This window comes from Bremerella volcania (assembly GCF_007748115.1).
Lineage (GTDB): Bacteria > Planctomycetota > Planctomycetia > Pirellulales > Pirellulaceae > Bremerella > Bremerella volcania.
Genome location: NZ_CP036289.1, coordinates 2,681,132 through 2,701,150, shown reverse-complemented (window position 1 = coordinate 2,701,150; position 20,019 = coordinate 2,681,132). Strand labels below are relative to the sequence as shown.

17 protein-coding genes and 1 tRNA gene are annotated in these 20,019 nt (G+C 54.7%); 4 read left to right on the top strand and 14 right to left on the bottom strand.

Annotated features, from left to right (window positions below):
• Positions 1-121 precede the first annotated feature (121 nt).
• The 4 genes from Pan97_RS11080 (at position 122) to Pan97_RS11065 (ending at position 4,253) form a co-directional block, all read left to right on the top strand.
• Positions 122-979 (top strand): transporter, encoded by an 858-nt coding sequence (locus tag Pan97_RS11080; protein WP_144972482.1) that lies wholly within the window; start codon positions 122-124, stop codon positions 977-979.
• Between the two features lie 648 nt (positions 980-1,627).
• Entirely contained in the window at positions 1,628-2,881 is a 1,254-nt protein-coding gene (locus Pan97_RS11075; protein ID WP_144972480.1) for a hypothetical protein, read from the top strand.
• Positions 2,882-2,956: 75 nt separating this feature from the next.
• Positions 2,957-3,862: a DUF1559 domain-containing protein gene (locus tag Pan97_RS11070; protein ID WP_144972478.1), complete on the top strand. Its 906-nt coding sequence runs from the start codon at positions 2,957-2,959 to the stop codon at positions 3,860-3,862.
• Positions 3,863-3,938: 76 nt separating this feature from the next.
• Positions 3,939-4,253 carry a hypothetical protein gene (locus Pan97_RS11065; RefSeq protein WP_144972476.1) on the top strand — a complete coding sequence of 105 codons (315 nt, stop codon included), beginning with the start codon at positions 3,939-3,941 and terminating at the stop codon, positions 4,251-4,253.
• An 89-nt stretch (positions 4,254-4,342) separates the two neighbouring features.
• Here the strand turns inward: Pan97_RS11065 and Pan97_RS11060 are convergent.
• From Pan97_RS11060 to Pan97_RS10995, 14 genes are all read right to left on the bottom strand, one after another.
• A tRNA-Val gene (locus Pan97_RS11060) sits at positions 4,343-4,416 on the bottom strand.
• A gap of 65 nt (positions 4,417-4,481) precedes the next feature.
• Positions 4,482-4,832 (bottom strand): Sec-independent protein translocase subunit TatA/TatB, encoded by a 351-nt coding sequence (locus tag Pan97_RS11055; protein WP_196782354.1) that lies wholly within the window; start codon positions 4,830-4,832, stop codon positions 4,482-4,484.
• Between the two features lie 90 nt (positions 4,833-4,922).
• On the bottom strand, positions 4,923-5,141 hold the full coding sequence (locus Pan97_RS11050) for a Sec-independent protein translocase subunit TatA/TatB (RefSeq protein ID WP_196782353.1): 219 nt from the start codon (positions 5,139-5,141) through the stop codon (positions 4,923-4,925).
• Positions 5,142-5,346: 205 nt separating this feature from the next.
• Positions 5,347-7,455 (bottom strand): prenyltransferase/squalene oxidase repeat-containing protein, encoded by a 2,109-nt coding sequence (locus Pan97_RS11045; RefSeq protein ID WP_144972474.1) that lies wholly within the window; start codon positions 7,453-7,455, stop codon positions 5,347-5,349.
• A 3-nt stretch (positions 7,456-7,458) separates the two neighbouring features.
• Complete coding sequence (locus Pan97_RS11040; RefSeq protein WP_144972472.1) at positions 7,459-7,878, bottom strand: ExbD/TolR family protein; 420 nt, start codon at positions 7,876-7,878, stop codon at positions 7,459-7,461.
• Positions 7,879-7,901: 23 nt separating this feature from the next.
• On the bottom strand, positions 7,902-8,744 hold the full coding sequence (locus Pan97_RS11035; RefSeq protein WP_196782352.1) for a MotA/TolQ/ExbB proton channel family protein: 843 nt from the start codon (positions 8,742-8,744) through the stop codon (positions 7,902-7,904).
• Between the two features lie 24 nt (positions 8,745-8,768).
• Positions 8,769-11,654: a tetratricopeptide repeat protein gene (locus Pan97_RS11030; protein WP_165698701.1), complete on the bottom strand. Its 2,886-nt coding sequence runs from the start codon at positions 11,652-11,654 to the stop codon at positions 8,769-8,771.
• A gap of 453 nt (positions 11,655-12,107) precedes the next feature.
• Positions 12,108-13,169 carry a hypothetical protein gene (locus tag Pan97_RS11025; RefSeq protein WP_144972468.1) on the bottom strand — a complete coding sequence of 354 codons (1,062 nt, stop codon included), beginning with the start codon at positions 13,167-13,169 and terminating at the stop codon, positions 12,108-12,110.
• Between the two features lie 14 nt (positions 13,170-13,183).
• Positions 13,184-14,824, bottom strand: coding sequence for a hypothetical protein (locus Pan97_RS11020; RefSeq protein ID WP_144972466.1), 1,641 nt, complete (start codon positions 14,822-14,824; stop codon positions 13,184-13,186).
• Positions 14,821-15,867 carry a hypothetical protein gene (locus tag Pan97_RS11015; protein ID WP_144972464.1) on the bottom strand — a complete coding sequence of 349 codons (1,047 nt, stop codon included), beginning with the start codon at positions 15,865-15,867 and terminating at the stop codon, positions 14,821-14,823. Before Pan97_RS11015 ends, Pan97_RS11020 begins: the two co-directional genes overlap by 4 nt.
• A 111-nt stretch (positions 15,868-15,978) precedes the next feature.
• A complete protein-coding gene (locus tag Pan97_RS11010) occupies positions 15,979-16,881 on the bottom strand; it encodes a hypothetical protein (protein WP_144972462.1) in 903 nt (300 codons plus the stop codon).
• Positions 16,882-17,238: 357 nt separating this feature from the next.
• A complete protein-coding gene (locus Pan97_RS11005) occupies positions 17,239-17,904 on the bottom strand; it encodes a 3-keto-disaccharide hydrolase (RefSeq protein WP_144972460.1) in 666 nt (221 codons plus the stop codon).
• 158 nt (positions 17,905-18,062) lie between these two features.
• Positions 18,063-18,878 carry an AraC family transcriptional regulator gene (locus tag Pan97_RS11000; RefSeq protein WP_165698700.1) on the bottom strand — a complete coding sequence of 272 codons (816 nt, stop codon included), beginning with the start codon at positions 18,876-18,878 and terminating at the stop codon, positions 18,063-18,065.
• A gap of 234 nt (positions 18,879-19,112) precedes the next feature.
• Entirely contained in the window at positions 19,113-19,715 is a 603-nt protein-coding gene (locus Pan97_RS10995) for a hypothetical protein (RefSeq protein ID WP_196782351.1), read from the bottom strand.
• Between the last annotated feature and the right edge of the window lie 304 nt (positions 19,716-20,019).

Genomic DNA, 20,019 nt, shown 5'->3' with positions numbered 1-20,019 from the left:
GCAAGTTTGTTGCGCACGACAGATCGATTCATAGGCGGACATCTGCCGGTCGATGTCTGATGAAGGGGTGCTATCGTAGTGCCCCTTCGACTCGACTTCGGCTTGCGCAGGAATGACGCTCATGGCTCGCCTATGGATTCTCTGGACCTTTGTGGCAATCATTGCGGTTGCTCCTAGTGTCAGCCGTGCGCAATTCCCCATGGAAAGCATCGCCGAAGACGCCTTCGAGGAATTTGAACTCGAAGAGGAAGAAGAGGACGAGATCGAGACCGATCGCGATTCGTTCACGCCGTCGACATCCGTCGTCGGAACCGGATACATGGTCTTTGAATCGGCCTACTCGATCGTCGACAACCGTGGTGTCCCAGAGACCCACAGTTTCCCCGAGATCATCACGCGATACGGCATCTCCGAGAACGTCGAACTTCGCTTGGGTTGGAACTACGAAGTGGGGGGAGCCGGCAATCCGATTTCTGGTAACGTCCCGGATCAGTTCGAGGAAGAAGCCGAACTCGAACGAGAAAGCACACTGCTATACGGTGCGAAGTTTCTGCTCACCGAACAGTGTGGCTGGACGCCTGAGGGCTCATTGATCGTCCAAGGCTTCACACCCACCAGCGGCGAAGCGAACGACAGTAGCCTATCAATGACGTACGTCGGGGGCTGGAAACTGGCCAACAATTGGGTTTGGGACTCGGCACTACGCTATAGCACCGGCAGCCAGGAAGAAGACCACTTCAACGTCTGGGCCCCCTCGTCAGTCATCAAGGTACCCTTTTGCGAACGTTGGAAAGGACACGTCGAATACTTCGGGATCTTCACCGAAGGACGCGAAGCGGAAAGCACCCAACACTTCATCAGCCCTGGCGTGCACTATTTGATCAACCCCGACTTCGAAATCGGCGTCCGAGTCGGCTGGGGCCTCAACGACCAGTCCCCCAACTTCTTCAGTAACGTGGGTGTGGGGCTGCGGTTTTAGGAAATCAAAGCTGATTGCCACTGGCATCCGTTTCGAGTGGGCGGTGACGCTACTTCATTTCTCTTTTCCGGTTACCCGCCCTTGCTCCATTCACAAACCCTCTTTCCAACTTGCTTTTTAAAGCTCTCATTAGGCAGTGAGGCTTGGAACGAGTTATGTATCATAGCTTCTTGCCGTGGCTTAAGTCTGTTTTAAGGAAGGCTATTTCCTCTTTGAACTGCAATCGGAGTTTTTTCGCCTTCAAAGCGAGCACTAGAAGACCCCCTGTTCACTTTCGCATACCCACCCTCTAGGCGTATGGGGATTTGCTGAAGTTCCCAAATTCGATACCGCACGATTGGGCCCGCGCGACACGTCCTGATGCGTCTTGCGATTGTCTCCAAGCCCACTGGATAAATAATCCTCTCAGTAGTTCCCTAGCGTGCCACAGGCATCCATTAGCCGACTCGCCGAGAATTTAGCAGTTCTTATGTGAAACGAAAATATTCCCTTATCATTAAGGGATAGTTAATCGTCTGTGATTGACCGGGATTCGATTGGACTTCTAAAACAGGAACGGATATTTTATTCAGCCATGGGGATTAGGTGTCCAAACAAGGGGTACCAAACTGACATCACATAAGAAGTTTTTCCAGACGACGAGTGATAATGAATAGATTTTCTTCCAACGCTTCCCGGCGAACATTTCTTTCAGGTGCGGCTTGGACTGGCTTGGGGCTCGTCCACGGTCAATTTGCTCAAGGGGCCAATCGTTCCGAACTGGCCCTACCTTACTCGGATATTGATTGGAATGCGTGCCGGCAAATCGGTTCTGTCACTCATGCCCATTGCCGCTCGCAGACATCGCTCGACATGCTCTGCCGCCACCAACTAAAACACCTGGCCATCTCGAACTACTATCCTTCCGCCCCGTGCCGTCCCGACGAGCGTGTACGCGAATACCAGGTTAGCCAGAATTTCGCCACGGTCACAGGGAAAGGGTATACGGAGAAGCCCTTCCATTGGAATGAGATCATCCGTGATCCCCAAAGCGGATGGTACGAGAAGCTTCCCGCTGATTTGCAAGAGGCGATGCCGTTTAAAATAGGAAGGCCTTGTTTTTCCCAGATCCCCTCTGACGTGATCCTTTGCCCGAATGCGGAACACCATTCGATGACCGATTCTGGGGGCCATTTCAATGCGGTTGGTTCCCAGTTCGCCAGTGGCACGTTCGATGTCCGCGGAAGGTACCTACTGCACAAGCACGGCTTCGCTATGGGAACGGGCTTGCCTTGGCGTGAAGCCTTCGAGCGAATGTTTGCGGAACTTGAAGTGGCTGATGGAGGAGGCGTAACGATCAATCATCCCCACTGGAGTCGGATGAGTGCGGCTCATGCCCAGGAACTGCTCGACTTCGATCCGCGCGTTTTGGGCATCGAGATCTGGAATCAAACAGGGCACGACATCAACGGCAGGGGATGGTCACTGACTCAGTGGGATTCGCTGCTGAGTACCGGCCGGCGCTGCTGGGGCTTTGCCGTGCCGGATCACGGACACAACTCCAACCCGAAGTTTCATGGACGCAATATTTTGCTGGTTCCCCAGGAGACGCCTGTCTACCAGTTGCCGGCGGCTTGCTTGCGTGCCTATCGAAACGGCAACTTTTACGCAACGCTGCTTGGCAGGGTTTGCCTCAACCGGATTGATTTTTCTGGCGGCCGGTTGTCGGTTGAGGTGACCAAACCTTCCAGTCTGCGTGTGGTAACCGCCAAGGGAGTTGTCCACGAGCAAACCGGCATGGAATGTTCATGGACCCTGCCTGCCGGAGAAGGATCGACTCGAAATCATGTTTTTGTTCGCGTGGAAGCAGACGAGCAGGATGGTAGCGATCGAACGTTCACCCAGCCGATCTCACTCGTTTGATTGGTCACGAATCTACGATTTTCAACTTACGTACCTGAAACCCGTCCAATTTTTATTTTTCTCAGAGGAACGAGAATGAACAAGAAATTTACCGGCCGCAAGTCGGCATTCACCCTGGTTGAATTACTAGTGGTGATCGCGATTATTGGCGTGTTGATCGCCTTGTTGCTTCCCGCCGTACAACAGGCACGCGAGGCTGCTCGTCGGACGCAATGCAATAACAACTTGAAGCAACTTGGTTTGGCGATGCACAACTATCATGACACGTTTAAGGTCCTGCCTCCAGGCTGGATCGACGACGATCCATACGCCGATTCGACGAATCGAAATCTGCTGGGGTGGGGAGTCTTTCTCCTTCCCTTTCTGGAGCAGTCAGCGCTGCATGATTCCATGAAAGCCGTCGGAGCATTTGATCAGAAGTGGTCATCGCTTGCCGAAATGACGACCGGTACGGCCGCGGTTCCCGATCCGTACGCCAAGACGATTGTCGATGCGTTTATTTGCCCGTCCGATCCTTCCCCTGGCATCAACACAAACCTGCACAGTTACGGCAAGTCGAACTACACCGGGATCGGAGGAAATGCTTATATCTCCTCAGCCACTACGACTCCATCGGGAACCTTCTACGACAACTCACCAACCAAGTTTCGAGACATCATCGATGGTCTCAGCAATACAGTGTTCGTGGGCGAGCGAAGTACCGTCCAACTTTCCGGTGCCGGCTACATTAAGAAAGGGACGTTGTGGATCGGTGGGACGACCAATGGCGAATACTACTACAACAACGCGATTGTCACTAACAGTGCTTACTATTCCATCAATGGGACTGCCGGAAACTTTAACCTCACCAGTGCTCATCCTGGCGGCGCACTGTTTCTGCTGGGAGATGGCTCCGGGCGATTCATTGCCGAGACGATCGAAGGACCAACCTATCAAAACTTGGGAGCCATTTCGGACGGAAAAGTTCTCGGCTCATTCTAAATAGGGACAAAGAATAGGTAAAAGCCGCCAGGCTGAAACGGGGACTGGCAGAACCATTTTCAAAGGGAATGCAAACGTGTTACGAATGATGATACTAGTGGGATGCCTCGGACTGGTTTCCGGGTGCGGTATTTGGGGAAATGAAGCGTCTAAACCGCCGCCAGGGATAGCCAAGGCCGAACTGGTTGCCACGCTGGATAAAATCGCCGAAACAGGCAAGTACCAAGATGTCTTGCAGCAACTTACCATCGGCCTGGAGCGTGAAGGCCTGATGCAAGAAGCGGCGAATCTCCAGCAATTCTCCACTCTGGAAAGCGAGGAGAGAGTTAAGCGGAGTGCCAAAAAATTGTCGTCGGAAGTCAAAAAGAAACTGGCGAAAACAACCCAATAGCAAGCCGAGTTTTGCGAAACAAGCAATTGTGTGGAGTGGGCCAGCCCTTTCGTCTTGGGGCTGGCCTTTGGCCTGAAAGATGTAAAAAGTGGGCGATATTGGATTCGAACCAACGACCCCTGCCGTGTGAAGACAGTGCTCTAACCAACTGAGCTAATCGCCCCAGATTTCTGACCGACGTAGTCCCTTGTTATAGGTCGGACGTGTGGGCCAAAAGGTTCGCCTGAATCAGGTAAGTTCCGATTTCTCCGGCGTCGACGATTGAGGTGGCGGCTCGAATTTTGGAGCACTGGCCTCTTCGAAGTCGTCGTAATCATCGAACTGAGCGGGCGAACTCTTGGAACTATACCCGCTGCTCGAAGAATCCTCAACCTCCCTTGTCGCGTTGTGAAACTCGGACTGGATGTCGGAGAGGCCCCGCTTGAAGTCGCCGTAATACTTCCCGAACGTTTTGGCCACGCCAGGCAGGTTCTTACCGAACAGCAGGATCGCGATGACGCCAATGATCGCCATCTCTTGCATGCCCATCCCGCCAAAGAAACCGAGAAGCGCCGACGATGTTCCTATTTCATGCAACATTGCGTGAATGTTTCACTCCATCGGGCAACGTCCCAGAACGACGCTGCCGTGTAATTTGCTTGAAAATGAATCGTTACGACTTACCGCAAGTTACGCCTTGGGCGATTCGCTGTTGTCGTGGTCGGCCGAGTCGTCCGACGTGTCGTTCATTCCGCGTTTGAATTCGTTCACGCTCTGGCCCATGCTACGCATCAAACCAGGCAGCTTGGTCGAACCAAACAGCAGCAAAAAGATCGCCAGGATAATAATCATTTCCTGGATCCCGGGCATACCAAAGCCAACCAACGCTAAATCATTCATACCGATCATGCTATATCCTCACACTCAAATTCAGAGCATTGAAAATACACGCAAACAAGTCGGCGAAAGCGAGTCAGCACCCGGGTGGGTCTAACCAGAACCAAACTCGTGCGGTTCCCAAGATAAAAAACGGAACGTGTTAGATTGAATTCCGACTCTCTATTCTATGCAGACCAGTCCCGATGTCAAAGGGTCTCAATTTGTCACAACCTGCTTAGTAGCGGGGAATTGCTACCGATGGTGACGGTTTTTCGGCGACTCGGGGCTCTTCGGCCTCGAAATCGCGGTAGATAGGCAAGTAACGGAAGTAAACTTCCAGCGACAATGCCGCCATCGCGGTCGAATAGACACGGCCACCATAGCCCCCCCAGCGACACTTTGGATCCCAGCTTCCGGAGAATTCGCCCCCCTTAACCTGCGAGTCGAGCAGCTTCGGCTGAAGCTTGCTGGCCCAGCGCCGCCACGATTCATCCTGCATCTGGTACATGGCTAATGTTCCGTAGTACCAGTAGTAAAGATCGATGTCGTCGCGGTTGGGTTCGTTCAGCATGACGAACTCGGACGCTTCTTCAATCTGCTTCGGCGAGTTCTCGATTCCTAAAAAGAAACGGCACGTCAGTGCTTCGGCCGTCATCGTCGGGCTCGCTTTCTCACCAGGACGATAGGCGGCCAGTCCTTTGGATGGACCGGCCGACGAATCATCCAGAAACCGCGTCATCAGGTCGCGCGTGGTTTTGTCGATTTCGATGCCCGATAGTGCGGCGCTATGCAGCGCGAGGACCTGCCAGCCGAATTGGCTCATGTCTCCGCGATCGCCGGGATGATACCGCCAACCACCCATGCGCGGATGCTGCGCCGTGATCGTGTAGGCCAGGCCCCGATCCAGGAACGGACGAATACGTTCGTCCTTGGTCATCGCGTAGGCCTCGCTGATCGCCAAGAGGGCCATCGCGTGGCAATACATCTTGGCGTAAGTGCCGGCCTGACCACCCAGGCAGCCGTCGCGATGTTGATGATTGACCAGGTACTCCAGCGCCTTTTGAACGGTTTCCCGGTGCTTGCCTTCCAGGTGAGTATGTCCTTTACCCAAGAACGCGAGCGTCGCCAAACCGGTAATGCCCATGTCGGCATTGTTGCCGGCCCCTTGGCGATCGTGACCGGCGACCTTGGTTTCCTGACCGGCACCATGAGCGACGGCGTCCCAGCGGCCGTCCTCCTCCTGGTTGGCGGCCAGCCAATCGAGTGCCGAGTTCACTGCCGGCTCGATCTCCTTCGAGCCCCCCATCATTTCGATCCACGCCCCTGAGTCCTCGACCACGCGAGCCTGCATGATCAGCGGCAGCGGCTGAGCATCCATCCGCGTGCGTGTGGCGCGGGGAAGTGGCAGATTCCGAGCCGCCATCCGGCTGGCCCACAAATCTTGCATTTGGTTTCCATGCAGAGAAGCCAGCGTCGCATCGAGTGCGGTCGAACTTGGCTGAGGGCGTTGGCTTCGGGCCATTGCTTCTAACTGGTTTGTCGAGGCCTGAAGCTGGTCTCGCTCGCCAGGTAGGGCATCCGCGGAATCGGGGTTTGTCGCCGTGTCGCGCAGCATCTGCACATCGTTCGACGGATCACTCACCACTTGGGTCGGCAGCGGGGCGCTGCGAATCTGTGGCATGGTCCGATCCATGCGATCAAGCGGAGGCATTGGCATGGGGGACGATTGTTTCTCGACCTGGGCTGTCGCCGCGGCAGGCATGGGGGCCGCCATTTCTTTGGCCGAAACAGGGCTAGGCGTCATCTCAAGTTCTGGCTGCGGCCCAGTCGCCGGGATTGTGTTTTCGACGACTTGCTGAGGTGGGAGTTGCGGCTGAGGGATGTCCCAGGGACGCTGCTGCAGGCTCGGCATCGGCGGCTGCGGCATGGGAGGAACCGGCATGTCTGGCGTCGGCATCTCCATCCGTTCGAGCGGCGTCATCAAACCTTCGACCGGGGCAGGGGACATGGCCAACTGGTCCCACGGTTTGACTTCTTTATTGGATTCGGACTGATCCTCCTTTTGAAAGTCGATCTGGCTCAGGCGAATGTTGACCGGGGCTGAATTGCCGACGCCGGCCGGGGCGAACAGATCGGTTACCTGGGCATAGGTCATCAGCAGCAAATGAGCAAAGATCGATAGCACGACGCATTTCGACACGGGCCGTGCCTGACCCCAACGCGTCTGCATGAGGATCAACAGCGACAAGGTGATAAACGCCAAGCCACCCCAAAGAACGCCCCAAACAACTTGCGAGGTCGATTGACTCAGCTCCGCGATCAGTGCGAACGAAGCGGCTGGCATCGGCTACCTCCGCTCGTTGGATAGGCGGACCGAAATGGCCATCTCAGCGATGCCTGCCTGCCGGACAGTCGTCAGCACCGTAGCAACCTGCTGAAAGGGAACGTCACTATCGCCACGTACGAGAACCCCTAGGTCCCGGTATTCGGCCTGAGAAGCGGCTAAGTGTGCCTTGAGATCTTCCAGGTTGACCTCTTGCGTGCCAAGCATCACCCGGCCGTCGCGAAAGATATTGATGACCTTCTTTTCAGGTGCGGCCGTCAGCGCCCCCATGTCGCTTACCTGCGGCACGTCCAGGTCGACCGAGCGTTCCATCTCGGTAAACTTCGATCCGACCATGAAGAAGATGATCAACAGGAAAAGGATGTCGATCATCGGCGTCAGGTTCAGCGCCGGGGCTTCTTCGTTATGCGTCTTCAGCGGCATGACCGTCTCCCTGGTGGGTGTGACTAGGCCGCTTTCGCGGTGGAACGTGATGCACGCCGTGATGGCGACTTCTTCTTATCCTTCCAGCCGTCCGAGGCAATCGCGTTGACGACTTCCTGGCTGTGCAAGTCGATCTCCATGATCAAGCGATCGACCCGGCCCGAGAAGAACAAGTAGGCGATCAGTGCCGGCAAGGCGACCGTCATCCCGGCTGCCGTGGTGAGTAGTGCCTGGCTGATGCCGCTGGCCAGAAGTTCTCGCTGGCCGGCTGCTTCTCCGTTGGCGGCAATCGCGTTAAACGCACTGATCATGCCGAGCACCGTGCCGAGTAATCCCAGCAGAGGACTGATCGTGCTGATGCCGTTGAACAATCTCAGGTACTGACGAAGCCGCGACGTGACGCGTTCTCCAGCGTCGAGAATTGCCTGTTCGACTTCCACGCAACTGCGTCCCCACTTTTTCACGGCTGCCGCAAAGACTTCCGCGACGGGGCTTTGATTTTCTTCACACAGGGCAAGAGCCTGATCCTGGTCGATGCGACCATCCTTGACCTGCTCGATGAAACGCTTGACGAAAGGGCGTGGAATCACGCGACCGCGCCTTAGGCTGATGGCACGTTCGAAGACGAAGACCAGCAGAATGAAAGAGCAAAGCGCGATGGGATACATCAGCAGTCCACCGTCATGAAAGACCTGCAGCAGGTTCTTGGTCGGGATAGGACTATCTTCACTGAGCGTCGGCAGACCTGGCGGAAGAGGAGCCGGTTCGACCGCTCCTTGCGCCAGTAGGCTCGAGGCCATACATCCCCAAACGATGGTCAGCAGCGCACCATAAGCCAGCGAACGGCGAACGTGTGAGGTGAGCATCCATTCTACCCCATGACTGATCATTTACTTGGTCCTTGTTCCTTCCCGTTGAGCTTGCTGTGTGCGTTGTCGCACGACGCTCAAACGCGTTTCCGCCTCTGGGGCAAAAGGCGAGTCCCCGAAATCAGTACTTACTTCCGTGTAGTACTGCGTGGCCTTCTCCCAGTTCTCTTGAATCTCGCGGCATTTGCCGATCTGCAGCAGAGCGGCCGCTTTCCACTTCGAGAAGGCTTCGTGATTGGTTGCGACTTGGGCGTAGGCCCGAACAGCCGCATCGTAGTTCTTTTGATGGAAGTAGGTCTCGCCAATCATCCACTGAGCCATCGCGGCCGTTTCCCCCTGCGCGGCGGTCGGCGACTGAGTCACCTTGCGGTAGGCAGCGCGGGCCTTCTGGAACTCTCCCTGACGGGCCAGGCATCGCCCCATCAGATAATCAAGCTCATGAGCCTGAGCGAAGTTGGGGTAATGGTTTTCGATTTCCAACGCCTTCTGGTAGGCGGCTTCCCAGTCGTCTTGATGCGCGAAGATCTGGGCGAGCCGCATTTCAGCAATCGGCAAGCTTTCCAAATCGCGGCCCATGTTGTCGGTCAGCATCTGCTCGAACTTGGTCTTGGCTTCGGCGAACTTCTCGCTGCGAAAGCGAGCTTCGCCACCCCAGAACATGGCCATGCTGTGTAGTGGTTCGTCGGCGACGTGCTCGGCCACGGCGTCCATGTGCGGGATCGCAGCCTGCCAGTTTCCGGCATGTACTTCGACCTGGCCGAGCATGTAGCGGCCAAACATGGCGACCTTGCTCTGTCCCTTTTTCTCTAGCAGCTTTTTCAGGTACTCTCGGGCTTTTTCGATGTCACCGGCACTAAGTGCGGCCTCGGCGATGCGGTAGGTCGAGTCTTCCCACAGGTCGCTATCCTGGAACCTTTGATGGATCTGCTCGAACGCCTCGATCGCTTCGTCCTGCTTCTTTTGGTCGATGCGAACCCAGGCCAGGCGGTACCAGAGATCTTCCGCTGGCAGCACATCTGGCTTGCTTTCGGTCAGTTCCACCAGGATGGCTTCCGCCTCGGCGTCTCGCTGTAGCTGATCGAGAAGCGAAGCACATCGGAGCTTGGCGTGAGCCGCCAGCGGGTCTTGAGGATGATGCGCAGCCAACTGTTGGTAGCGTCCGATGGCCAATTCGACGTCAACTTCTTCCATCTGTTGGGCCTGTTGGTACATCGCCCCCACGGCCAACGCACTGTTGGGGTTCTTCTCAAGGAGCTGATCGAGGGTCTTCGTGGCGGCGGCCGCATCGGAGGTCGCCAACTGGCACCAGGCCAAACCGGCCAGACCTTGCTCGACGAACTTCTCTGGGTTGTCCTGGGCAGCCAACTCCTGGTAAAGCGTCTTCGCCCAGGCAATCTCACCACTTCGGTAAGCGGCCCCCGCGATTTGCGACACCTCATTCAAGTAAGTCGTCGTGGCGATCTGTCGACGATCGACCTGGCTCCAGGCCTCTTTCGCGTCTTTTACCCGGTCGCAATGGAGCAGGGCCGTCGTGCGGCGAAGTTGAACCAGGTTGCGATGTTCGGTCGCAGTCAGATCCTGCAGCGAGCGATCCAGCACGTCGACCGTGTTGGTCCACTCTTCATCTTGACTATGGATCAGCCCCAACAGCATGAGCGACATGCCGCGGTACGGTCCCGCAGGCATCGATTCGGAAGACTCAAGAAGCTGCTTCGCTTCCTCCTTTCGCGACAAGGCAAATAGAGAAACGGCCGTCAAGTAGTTCCGGCGATCTGCCTGGGCGACCTTCGCTTCGACCTGAGGAAACTCCGATTGCAGAACCTCGAGGGCTTTGGCGTGGGCGTCGTGCGTTTGCAGATGGGCAGCCAGGCTCATCTGAGCACGAATGGTCAGCGAGTTCGGCTGCGGGCGTTTCGACAACTGCTGCCAGGCCGCCTGCGCCGCGTCCATGTCATTGCCATCCAGGTGAATGGTGATCAACTGGTAGAGGGCCTCATCGGTCCACGAAGATTCCGGCCAGCTTTCGATCTGTTCGTTGAACAAGGCAATGGCATCATCGGCGCTGCCTTGAGCGAGCGAAATCTTCGCCATCAAGTAATGGATTTCGTCCTGGAATTCCGGCAAGGATTGGTTGGCTTTAAGCTGCTCAAGTCGCTCGGCCGCATTGGGCCAGTCGCGAACCTGGTAGTAAGTTTTGGCAATCCAGAAGCTGGTTTGCTCGTCAAGCTTGGGCTGCTGCTTGGCGGCCAATTCAAAGCGATCGACGGCCCTGCGGTAGTTTCCGGCCTTGAATTCCGCGATGCCTGCTTCCAGGGCGATCGTACCTGCGGCGTACTTGCCGGGATGGTCCTTCAAATCGATCAGCAGTTGTTCGTAAGTGAGCCCCGCTTCCTTCCAGTCGCCTGTTTGACCGTAGCACCGAGCCAGCCCCAAGCGGGATTCAATCGTCATGTTTGGTGTGGTCGCTTCTTTGACCGACTTACCGTACATCAGGATCGCTTCGTCCCAACGCTGTTCTTTGCTCGCGATCTCAGCGAGGTACGGATAGGCGTGAGGAATCAGCTTGCTGTTCTTGTACTTACCTTGAAAGATTTGAAATGCGTTCTTGGCCGCTTCGTACTGGCCAGAAAGAAAGTAGCATTCGGCGACTCGGAATTCAGCATGTTCGGCGAAGCTGTGCTGCGGCAGCTTGCTCAGGAAAAGCGTGTAAGCACGCAGCGCTTCCTCACTGCGCGACAACTGAACGAGCGACTCACCGCGGTAGAAGTGAATGACGCCTACCTGCGAATGATCAGGGTGCTGAGCCAGGAATTGATCGAATGCGTCGATCGCTTGCTGCCAATCACCCCTGGCGTAGTGAAACGAGGCGATCCGATATTGGTCGGTGGCCTGATCCGCTCGGACCATAGCACTCCCGGTCGCAACCAGGGCGAATACAGCAACTAGCCAAATCTTTTGAAAAGAGGGTCTCATTCCTTGAACCCGTGCAGCAGTCTCGATCCTTGAGAACTGGGAGCGTGTCGCGGAGATCATATCCGCAAGCATCGCTTCACGTGAAGAGCGGTCCAGACCAATGGGAAAGGACCACAATGCCTCCCCTAAGAAAATCGTCCTACCTGAACGACGGAGTTTACCTGAATTCGCGCAAGCACTTGCGATTTCAAAGAACGTCGGAAAATCCCACTCGCTGCTAGCAGTGTGTCACAGAATCTACTTGGCTTCACGCACCAAAAGCATCAATTGCCTCTGATGCAAAAGGAGCCATTTGGCCTGCCCTACCAATGTGGAGTAAAAGCGTTTAACGTCTGCCCGCCGGAAGAATGCAGACAATCGAAAGCAAGTGACCTCGGTATGAGACCACTATGGATTGACATTGCCCGTCGACATTGGCGAACTGGGAACGGAAACCGGCCTTTGAACCGGTCGCTGTAGTATCTGGTTCTCGGCAGAATGCGACCAATCGCATTCGACACGAGCCACGATTGATCCGCTTGGCAGTGACTTATTGTTCAGAGTTATTTCCCCAGAAAACTCAATCTCCTTGGTAAATGCGGCTATCTGTCCGACAGAATGATCAAAATGAATGGTCCCTGTGCCTGAAATAAGCGTCATGGGAATTGGAGCCGACATTTCGCCAATGTCTTCCGACGGCATGGTGAGCGTTATTTGTTTACATTGCAATGCGATCTCCTCAGTCGATGCATCGATCATCCCCTTAGCATTGCATTGCCAGGTAATATCGACCTGCCATCCTAAGTTCTTATCGCCCGAAAGATAGGTCTCTTGCACTTCCCAGGCATTCCCCTGGTCGACGAGTTTAAACCTCCGCTCAAGCTGAGCCTGGAAACGGGATGCGGGTTGGCGAGAGGAATTGCCGGTAATCGCATCTAAGCTCGGTAATCCGGCATTCAGGCCCCGGCCGCCTGAAGAACGATCCCGATTCTTGATCAACGTGACATCTGATACGTCCCCATTCTTCGATACAAAAAAGTAGCCTCGAAGGCCTAAAACCTCCTCCATGTCCTTTCGCACGAAAGGTAACGTGTCAGGGGCGTCTTCTTCCTCGTCATCCAAGGCCAAGTCGAACACAACTTCTTCGCTACCTGGCAGAACAATGGCGTACCTTACTCGACGGACCACGGTCGTCACATTAAATCGGTTCGTCGACGATTCAAAGGCCAACCCGGTAATTGAGGTCCAAAGCGATTGAGTCGTTTCCGACTTAACCGGAGGTTGATTGCCAATCGTCAGGGAAGTCTTGCGGACAATCTGATCCTTCCAGAGGGATTCCGAGAGATTGAAATTCCAATCCCGCGCCCCAGTCTGTGATTGTGTATTCTGTCCATGCGCGGCTTGGCAGAAACATAGTGTTACAACTAACACTAAGGAGGTCGGTAAGGCACATCGGTTGCATTCGAACATGGATGGCGTTTCTCTTACAGTCCATAATTTAGGTTAAACAAGATCCAATTGGCCGCTGCGTGACTGAGTTGGGCATCCGCTTTCCCCACGACGTCCTGCGAGCGACTGGATTCGCGAGACCTTTCGACGGCCCCCAGGGCCAAGTTGTAAGCTTTGCGAAACTGTGCCAAATCGATTTGCTCCTGACTGCGTGCTATCGCGTCGGTAACCTCGGCCGTCAGGTCGATTTCAACCTCGGTACTTACGCCCTCCAGATCGACGTCGGCCAGTCGATGTGATCCGTATTTAGAAGCGGAAATCGCTGCAAACAGGCTCAACAGTTCAGGCGGATCTTCCGCGTAATATTGATCTCTCCGAATTTCGAAGTGCTGAGTCGATGCGACTAGTAGGTTCTTGAGAAGCCTCGGAGCAAGATTCATTGCTGCCGAAGACTCCGATGCGATTTTTTGGATTTCGGAAATGGCAGAATCGACGAGAGACGTTACCCTGCCGTCACCGAATTGCCAGGGGCGTGGCGAAATTACTAATAGCCGGGCTCGTAGAATGATCGCGGCAGATTCCAGGTCCTTATGACTCCGAACAGGGATCGGCAACTCATCCCACGTACCAGGCAACGATGAGAATTGGTCGATTTTTCGGTGGGCGGAAGCCAACCTCCCTACGCGTTCATCAATGGCCGCCGAACGCAACAGCGGCTCTCCCCAGTCGGGTGCCAGGCGAAACGCTTCGTCGTAGTACGCCTGGGCCTCTAACAGTTCACCGGCGTTGCTTGCCTTTCCAGAATGATAGGGGAACGCGTCGATCCACCCTTCTTGAAAGCAACGCGAAGCAATCTGATTTCCCTTGTGATAGTTCCAGCATGCTTCGGCAAGCCTGTATTCGTTCTCCCACAGATGGAAGTTCGTGCGAGTCGCCTCGATTTTGGGTAACGCCAGCGCGATCTCTCGATTCGTCCAATTACCTGAGGCGAAGTACATTTCGTCAGGGATAAAGGGTCGATGAACGCTCACGTTTACCCACCCGCGTTGGCGAAACGGATTCCCTTTCGTAGTGCTAATCCGCGGCTGGTAATTGCGTTTGGTCCAATAGGAAGGAAGGATGTGAAACTCGGGAACATCCGATCCTTGAAGCGTCGCACTTCCAAAGTTTGGGTCAACAACGACCAAATGATCGTATGCTGTCGCATCCACCGCTTCGCGAGCGGCCACAACGAAGTATTCCACACCCCGAATCTCAATCCATCGTCCCCTGAGATCGGGAAACTGCATGTATGGCAAATCCGGTTCATTCCCGGAAAAGACAGCCCGATATGGCGGAACGCGATATCGAGTCAACAGCCGTTCCATTTGCTGACGTTCTTTTTCCGGGCGCCAGCGCGACTCTTCGAGATGCGTAGCCGCTTCGCGGGCATTCTTTATCGCGTCGACGAACCGCCGCTCGGAAGGGGACAGGTCACCAAGTTCAAACTTGGAACGTGTGTCGTCCTCCATTCGCAAAATGATCGTATCACCCACCAACTCCTCGAAGGCCGCTTTAAAGCGATTCTCGCAGGTCGAACTATACCAATACCGAGACGACACTTCGGCGGAGGCAGTGCGCGAAAAGACAAGAACCACCATGAGTAAAACAAGGTGGCAAAGATGTTTTATTGTCACGGGCTCAACTCCGGCTGCTGAGTCTGGGCCCAGTGAACTACTAATCCTTCGTCGCTTTGGGCAAGTTGTCGGTACTCGGCTAGAAGGCCTTCTAGTTTTGTGAAAGATTGATCCCGCTGGGCAAGGAACTGCTCAGCCTCATCTTGCATGCCAACTGACGAGGAGTAATCTTCCAGTATGGAGTACGTATCAAAACGACCTCGCTCCAGGTAAATCAGCTGCCTCAGGTATTGTGGCTCCTTCTCCCCAAGTTGCCCGCCTCTCTTCCGTTGACCGATCGTAAATACGATGGCGGCATAGAATGCCCTTACGTCATCATTGAGATCAACCGCATTGCTGAACTTAGGCGCTCGCGTGACTAGCAGGGAGTTGTAATCCCGCGTGATGTTCTCGACTTCAGAGATCAAGGACTCGGCGGCTTTGGCCAATTCACCAGCAAGGTTTGGATCGGAAGTCAGCTCATGCTGACGCTTCAATCGATCGATTTCAGAGCTCTTGAATCGCTCCTCCAAGCGGAGAGCCTCCATCTGCTTGTTCAGCTTGGAAACATTCTGCAGCATCCCATCCATCTGCCGTATTTTGTGAAAATGAACTGGAAGTTCGATCAACTCCACGGAGTATTGAAACAGAGTAGGGGCATAGCGTTTAGCAAACTCCAGCCTATTTTCCTCGAACTCGAACGCCCCGGGATTGGATTCGAGTTTATTCAGCTCATGCTCGGTCAGGATGGCAAACTTCGTTCGTGCTACTTCCAGCGGCTTTAGCTGACCATTTGCTACGCCAATGAGAAGGTTTCCTACGATCTCACGAAGAAACGATTGGGCCTGAGCCTGAGCACCGTCCCACGGATTTGCCGCTGAGTCGTTGGCCGACTCCAGGATCTTCTCGCCAATACTCGCAAGCCTGCCCTGAGATGAGGAATCCCCTAGAAAAGGACGTCCGTCATAGATGGCATGCAAAACAGAGGGGTGCGAAAGACCTTGTAAGATGCGATTCAAATCGAATTCGCCGATCGCCAAATCATCACGTACGCCGACGAACATCGGCCTTTCTGAATGCCCGATGTTCGTCAACGCGATTAGCCACAACACCACGGTCGTCAGAACGATTCGCATACCAGCATCACCAATTCTGGATTCTCGGAAAGCAGGGTTCTAAAAATAGATCCCTGGAAGATTTGCCTGCTTCGCGACATCTTCTTTGAGATAGTAAGCCAGTGTTGGTCGTCCTTCGATGTCTCCCGTCTTCTGAATGTACGCGACGTCGTCATACGTCAACTCTCGTGACATATTGTCGAGATCGTACATCTGGACCGCCTTTTTGAAATTCGTCTTGAATACCCTTTGGTCAATGGGCTGGGTCCGTACTTCGTCTGGAACGAGATACTCGCCTCCATATTGGCCTTGGGCTTCCGCTTCTTTCTTATTGACGTACATCATGCCGGCCTTGGCATCGATGGGGGCGAGAAGCGAATCCACCTTCAAGACAGGCTTTCCGTCGTTGGTCTTGTAACCCTTCTTTTCACCGTTGTATCCAACAAGCTTCGCCGTGGGCGTATGATACGCCTCGGCAATGTGATACGGGTCGCGAGTCTCTTCGTGTAGCTGGTTAATGGGCTGAGGCTTTCCATCAGCCAGTGCCGGCCTCTTGAACTTTGGAAAACCGGGCTTGATCACTTCAGCCGGTTTCGCGCGGATCGTCTCTGCAGTCCGAGTGAACTGTTGTTCCCCCATATCCAATGCCGCATCGATGTAGCCGGTCGCATAGCGTTCTAGCGTTCGCTCGATGACCCATCCTATGGCGGCTTCGACCACAACCACTCCCAACCACCACAACAGGGGGCCGACCGCCTCGGCCCGCCGAGGTGTCGTGCCAATGGCTGCAACAGTTAATGCACCCGCACCAAGCTTCAGTGCCGTCCGCCGATTCAATTCGGGTAATTCAGCCGCCTCAGAAATCGTAGCTGGCTGGCTGGAAACGAGGTTGAGATGATCCGTGCTGTAGAGCCAGCCAGGAAACTTCGATCCACGACGATAGAGACTGTAATATGGGTTCATCAAACTCTCACTCCATTCATGTAAAAATAGAGACACCGTGATCGGATGCTACCGCGCGAGGGGGGCCTCATCAAGCGAAAATTAGGTAGCTTTTCTTTAAGTTCGAAAATTTAACCTGTCGACCAGCCAAGCCCGTCAACGTCGTCCAGATGGCATGCCAAGATGACAGCTCAGAAGTTCAAGTTGAGAACGCCATTCCAGCGCGACTCGATGGATAGAAAACCGCGTTCAACGAATCAGCACCAATAGCCTGGAGTCTCTTCACGAAGAGAATTTCGTGTCGTTACTTTATAAAAAAAGAGCCTCCTTCGGGCGAAAGAGGCTCATCGAATGGATTTGAAGTTGTGAGTACGAAGGCTACTTCATCTCGGGCAGCGACTTGATTCGCAGGTTGCGGAACTCGACTTTGTCGCCGTGTCCCAAAAAGCCGATGTGCCCGGTGGAGCGTTTCAGGCCTGGGTGCTCGCTACCATCGAGCGTTGGCTTGCTGCGAATCTCTTCCAGGTCGACGTTCAGGATTTCGGTGCCGTTGAGGACGACCTTCACCAGGTCACCATCGACGGTCACTTCCTGCTCGTTCCACTCGCCAATCGGCTTCAGGTGACCACGCTTGGCTGGAGCCAAACCGTAAAGCGATCCGTGATACTGGTAAGGCTTCAGCTTTTCGTACTTCTTGGCGGTGTTGTCCAGAATCTGAAGCTCGTAGCCGTTGTAGGCAGCGTTGCCCTGCAGAGGTGCTCGGATGCCCAGGCCGTTGTTCGCCCCTGGCGGCAGCTTGAATTCAAACCGCAGTACGAAGTTGGCGTACTCTTTCTCGGTATAGATGTTACCGCCGCCAGCAGTCGGATCGCAGACGATGCTTTCTTCTTCGACTTTGTATCCTTTGGTGTTACCAACCCAACCGTCGAAGTTCTTGCCGTTGAAGATCGAAACAAAGCCTTCTTCAGACTCGGCCGCAGAAACAGAAACGGTCGGACCAACAATCAACAGGCCCAACAAAAGGGAAGCCAAAAGAGTTCGCATTGTGTGATTCTCGTCACGAGGTGAGGAAATAGAGGTGGGTCAAATTGAGAAATATCATTCTGCGCGAGATATCAGCGCGCGTCAAAGCACAAAGCGGTCTATTTTTGAACCATTCGCGCCGCGATTTAGCTGACAGCCAGATGGAGAATTCCCGCGTACTAGTCAGCTCGAGAACGACGCCAGGCACTGGGGGTCACGTCGCGCATCTTGCGAAATGCGCGGTAGAAAGTCGAAAGTTCGGCGAACCCGCACTCGAATGCAATCGAGGTAATCGGACGATCGGTCGTTTCCAGGAGCTTACAAGCATGTTCGACGCGCAGCTCTTGCACGTAGTTCAGCCAGGTCTGTCCGGTTACCCCACGAAACAATTGGGTAAAGCGACGACGGGGGATCCCGATATTGGTCGAGGCCTCGTCAATCGTCGTGGCTTCAAAGAAGTGGGTATCCAGATGGCGAATGTAGGCCACCATCTCGTCAACACCTGGCTCTTGCGACAGATCCGTCAGCCCATCCGACTTGTCGACGCGGTGACTGGAAATTAGCGAAAGGATTTCCAGCCCATTCGAAACCATCGCCAATGGGGTTAAGGGACTATTTTGCAGTTGCTGATAAAGCAGACGCCGCAGGCGACGCTCGATTCGCTGGGCAAAGTGTGCCTGACGGGGCAGCAGCCCTAGTGGCAAGGCCGAAACCGCTTGCTGGTCGAACGAGAGCAGCGAGCGGTGCACACACAGCACATAGCAGGAAATAGGCGAGTTCGGTGAGTCTTCGATGCGGTTCTTGCGGCCCGGCAAAACCACCACCATGTCTCGTGGCCCCACCTCATGGCGATCTTCGGCCACATGTACGTGACCATTACCCGAGATCACGTAAAGCATCTTCACGAAGTCATGGACGCGAAACTCCATCTCGAAGTCAGGACCGTGATGACTTTCGAGAATCAAGACACCCCACGAAGGCAGGGTCTCATCCAAAGCGCGATTTGTCAGTGAAGGCGTCAAATTCAACATGGGCCCTACGCTGGCTCGATGGGGAGAAACGCTCCCTAACCTAACTCAAATCGGCATTACTATAACCCAGATTCGGCGATAGGTGAAACATCGGGCAACCGAAATCATCAAGATAAATTCCCAGATGATCCAAAAAAAGCGTCGGACCCGGGCTGGATCCGACGCTCAATTGTAGCTCGTTTTGAGGCCTGTGGCGGCTTACAGCGGCGTTTGCGGAGGAAGCGGCGTCGGGCCAACCGGACCTGGGAGATCCTCTTGGATGTTGCCAACGCGGTGCAGGTGGTTGTGGTCGATGTAGATCACCTCGCGGGTGTCTTCGTCTCGCAGGGTGTGCGGGATCGGCCAGCCAATTCGCTTGACTTCGGTGTAGTAAACCGTGCACTTGTAGTGAGCATGGTGCAACTGAACAGGACCCACAAGTGGCATAACTCGTGGTGGATCGACGTAGTCAGCGATTTTTTCCTTAGTGATACGCACGTTGTTACGTTGAACTTCGTGGAGGAACGGCAGACCACCTTCGACTGGGCGGGCACGTTCCAGAGCCTGCATCACTTCGTCGTCGCTTGGCGGATCCAAGGCAACGTGTGGTGCCCCCGGAGGAATCGGCGGCAGGATCGGTGCACGTTCATAACGTTCGTGATCGTGGAACTCGTCTTCCTTGGCGTCCATGTAGTAAGGGGACACGGGAATCGGGAACAGCAATGGGCCAAAGTACGGGCCCTGGGTCGTGCAACCGGTGCTGCTCAATGCCGACAACCCCACACCCAAGATCAAGCTGAGCTTAAGAATGCTTCGTTTCATCGTTTTCCTCAATGCCTTCCAGGGCGATATAGGGCTGGGCCCCTATCAATCCGACCCACCGGATAACCACTTCCTCCATGAAGTGGGCGCTTATCTGTAAGTAGTTATCGTGTGAAGCTGTAACAAACTTGCGGCTTTTTCCGCCTGGCTCGAAAATTCAAGCAATGCGGTCGCTAGCACCCGAGACTTCACATTTCGCGGCTGAGCCTGGCCGCACGCAGTGCATAAAAAAAGCCTTCGCCGGAACTGCGAAGGCTTGAGGGGGTTCTTGAAGGTCGTGTCACGCCCGCAACTGGCGAGCGTG

Excerpts from the sequence above, each read along its gene's own strand:
- Pan97_RS11080 (WP_144972482.1), top strand. The coding sequence starts at position 122 with ATGGCTCGCCTATGGATTCTCTGGACCTTTGTGGCAATCATTGCGGTT.
- Pan97_RS11075 (WP_144972480.1), top strand. The coding sequence starts at position 1,628 with ATGAATAGATTTTCTTCCAACGCTTCCCGGCGAACATTTCTTTCAGGT.
- Pan97_RS11070 (WP_144972478.1), top strand. The coding sequence starts at position 2,957 with ATGAACAAGAAATTTACCGGCCGCAAGTCGGCATTCACCCTGGTTGAA.
- Pan97_RS11055 (WP_196782354.1), bottom strand. The coding sequence starts at position 4,832 with ATGTTGCATGAAATAGGAACATCGTCGGCGCTTCTCGGTTTCTTTGGC.
- Pan97_RS11050 (WP_196782353.1), bottom strand. The coding sequence starts at position 5,141 with ATGATCGGTATGAATGATTTAGCGTTGGTTGGCTTTGGTATGCCCGGG.
- Pan97_RS11045 (WP_144972474.1), bottom strand. The coding sequence starts at position 7,455 with ATGCCAGCCGCTTCGTTCGCACTGATCGCGGAGCTGAGTCAATCGACC.
- Pan97_RS11040 (WP_144972472.1), bottom strand. The coding sequence starts at position 7,878 with ATGCCGCTGAAGACGCATAACGAAGAAGCCCCGGCGCTGAACCTGACG.
- Pan97_RS11035 (WP_196782352.1), bottom strand. The coding sequence starts at position 8,744 with ATGCTCACCTCACACGTTCGCCGTTCGCTGGCTTATGGTGCGCTGCTG.
- Pan97_RS11030 (WP_165698701.1), bottom strand. The coding sequence starts at position 11,654 with ATGGTCCGAGCGGATCAGGCCACCGACCAATATCGGATCGCCTCGTTT.
- Pan97_RS11025 (WP_144972468.1), bottom strand. The coding sequence starts at position 13,169 with ATGTTCGAATGCAACCGATGTGCCTTACCGACCTCCTTAGTGTTAGTT.
- Pan97_RS11015 (WP_144972464.1), bottom strand. The coding sequence starts at position 15,867 with ATGTTCGTCGGCGTACGTGATGATTTGGCGATCGGCGAATTCGATTTG.
- Pan97_RS11010 (WP_144972462.1), bottom strand. The coding sequence starts at position 16,881 with ATGAACCCATATTACAGTCTCTATCGTCGTGGATCGAAGTTTCCTGGC.
- Pan97_RS11005 (WP_144972460.1), bottom strand. The coding sequence starts at position 17,904 with ATGCGAACTCTTTTGGCTTCCCTTTTGTTGGGCCTGTTGATTGTTGGT.
- Pan97_RS10995 (WP_196782351.1), bottom strand. The coding sequence starts at position 19,715 with ATGAAACGAAGCATTCTTAAGCTCAGCTTGATCTTGGGTGTGGGGTTG.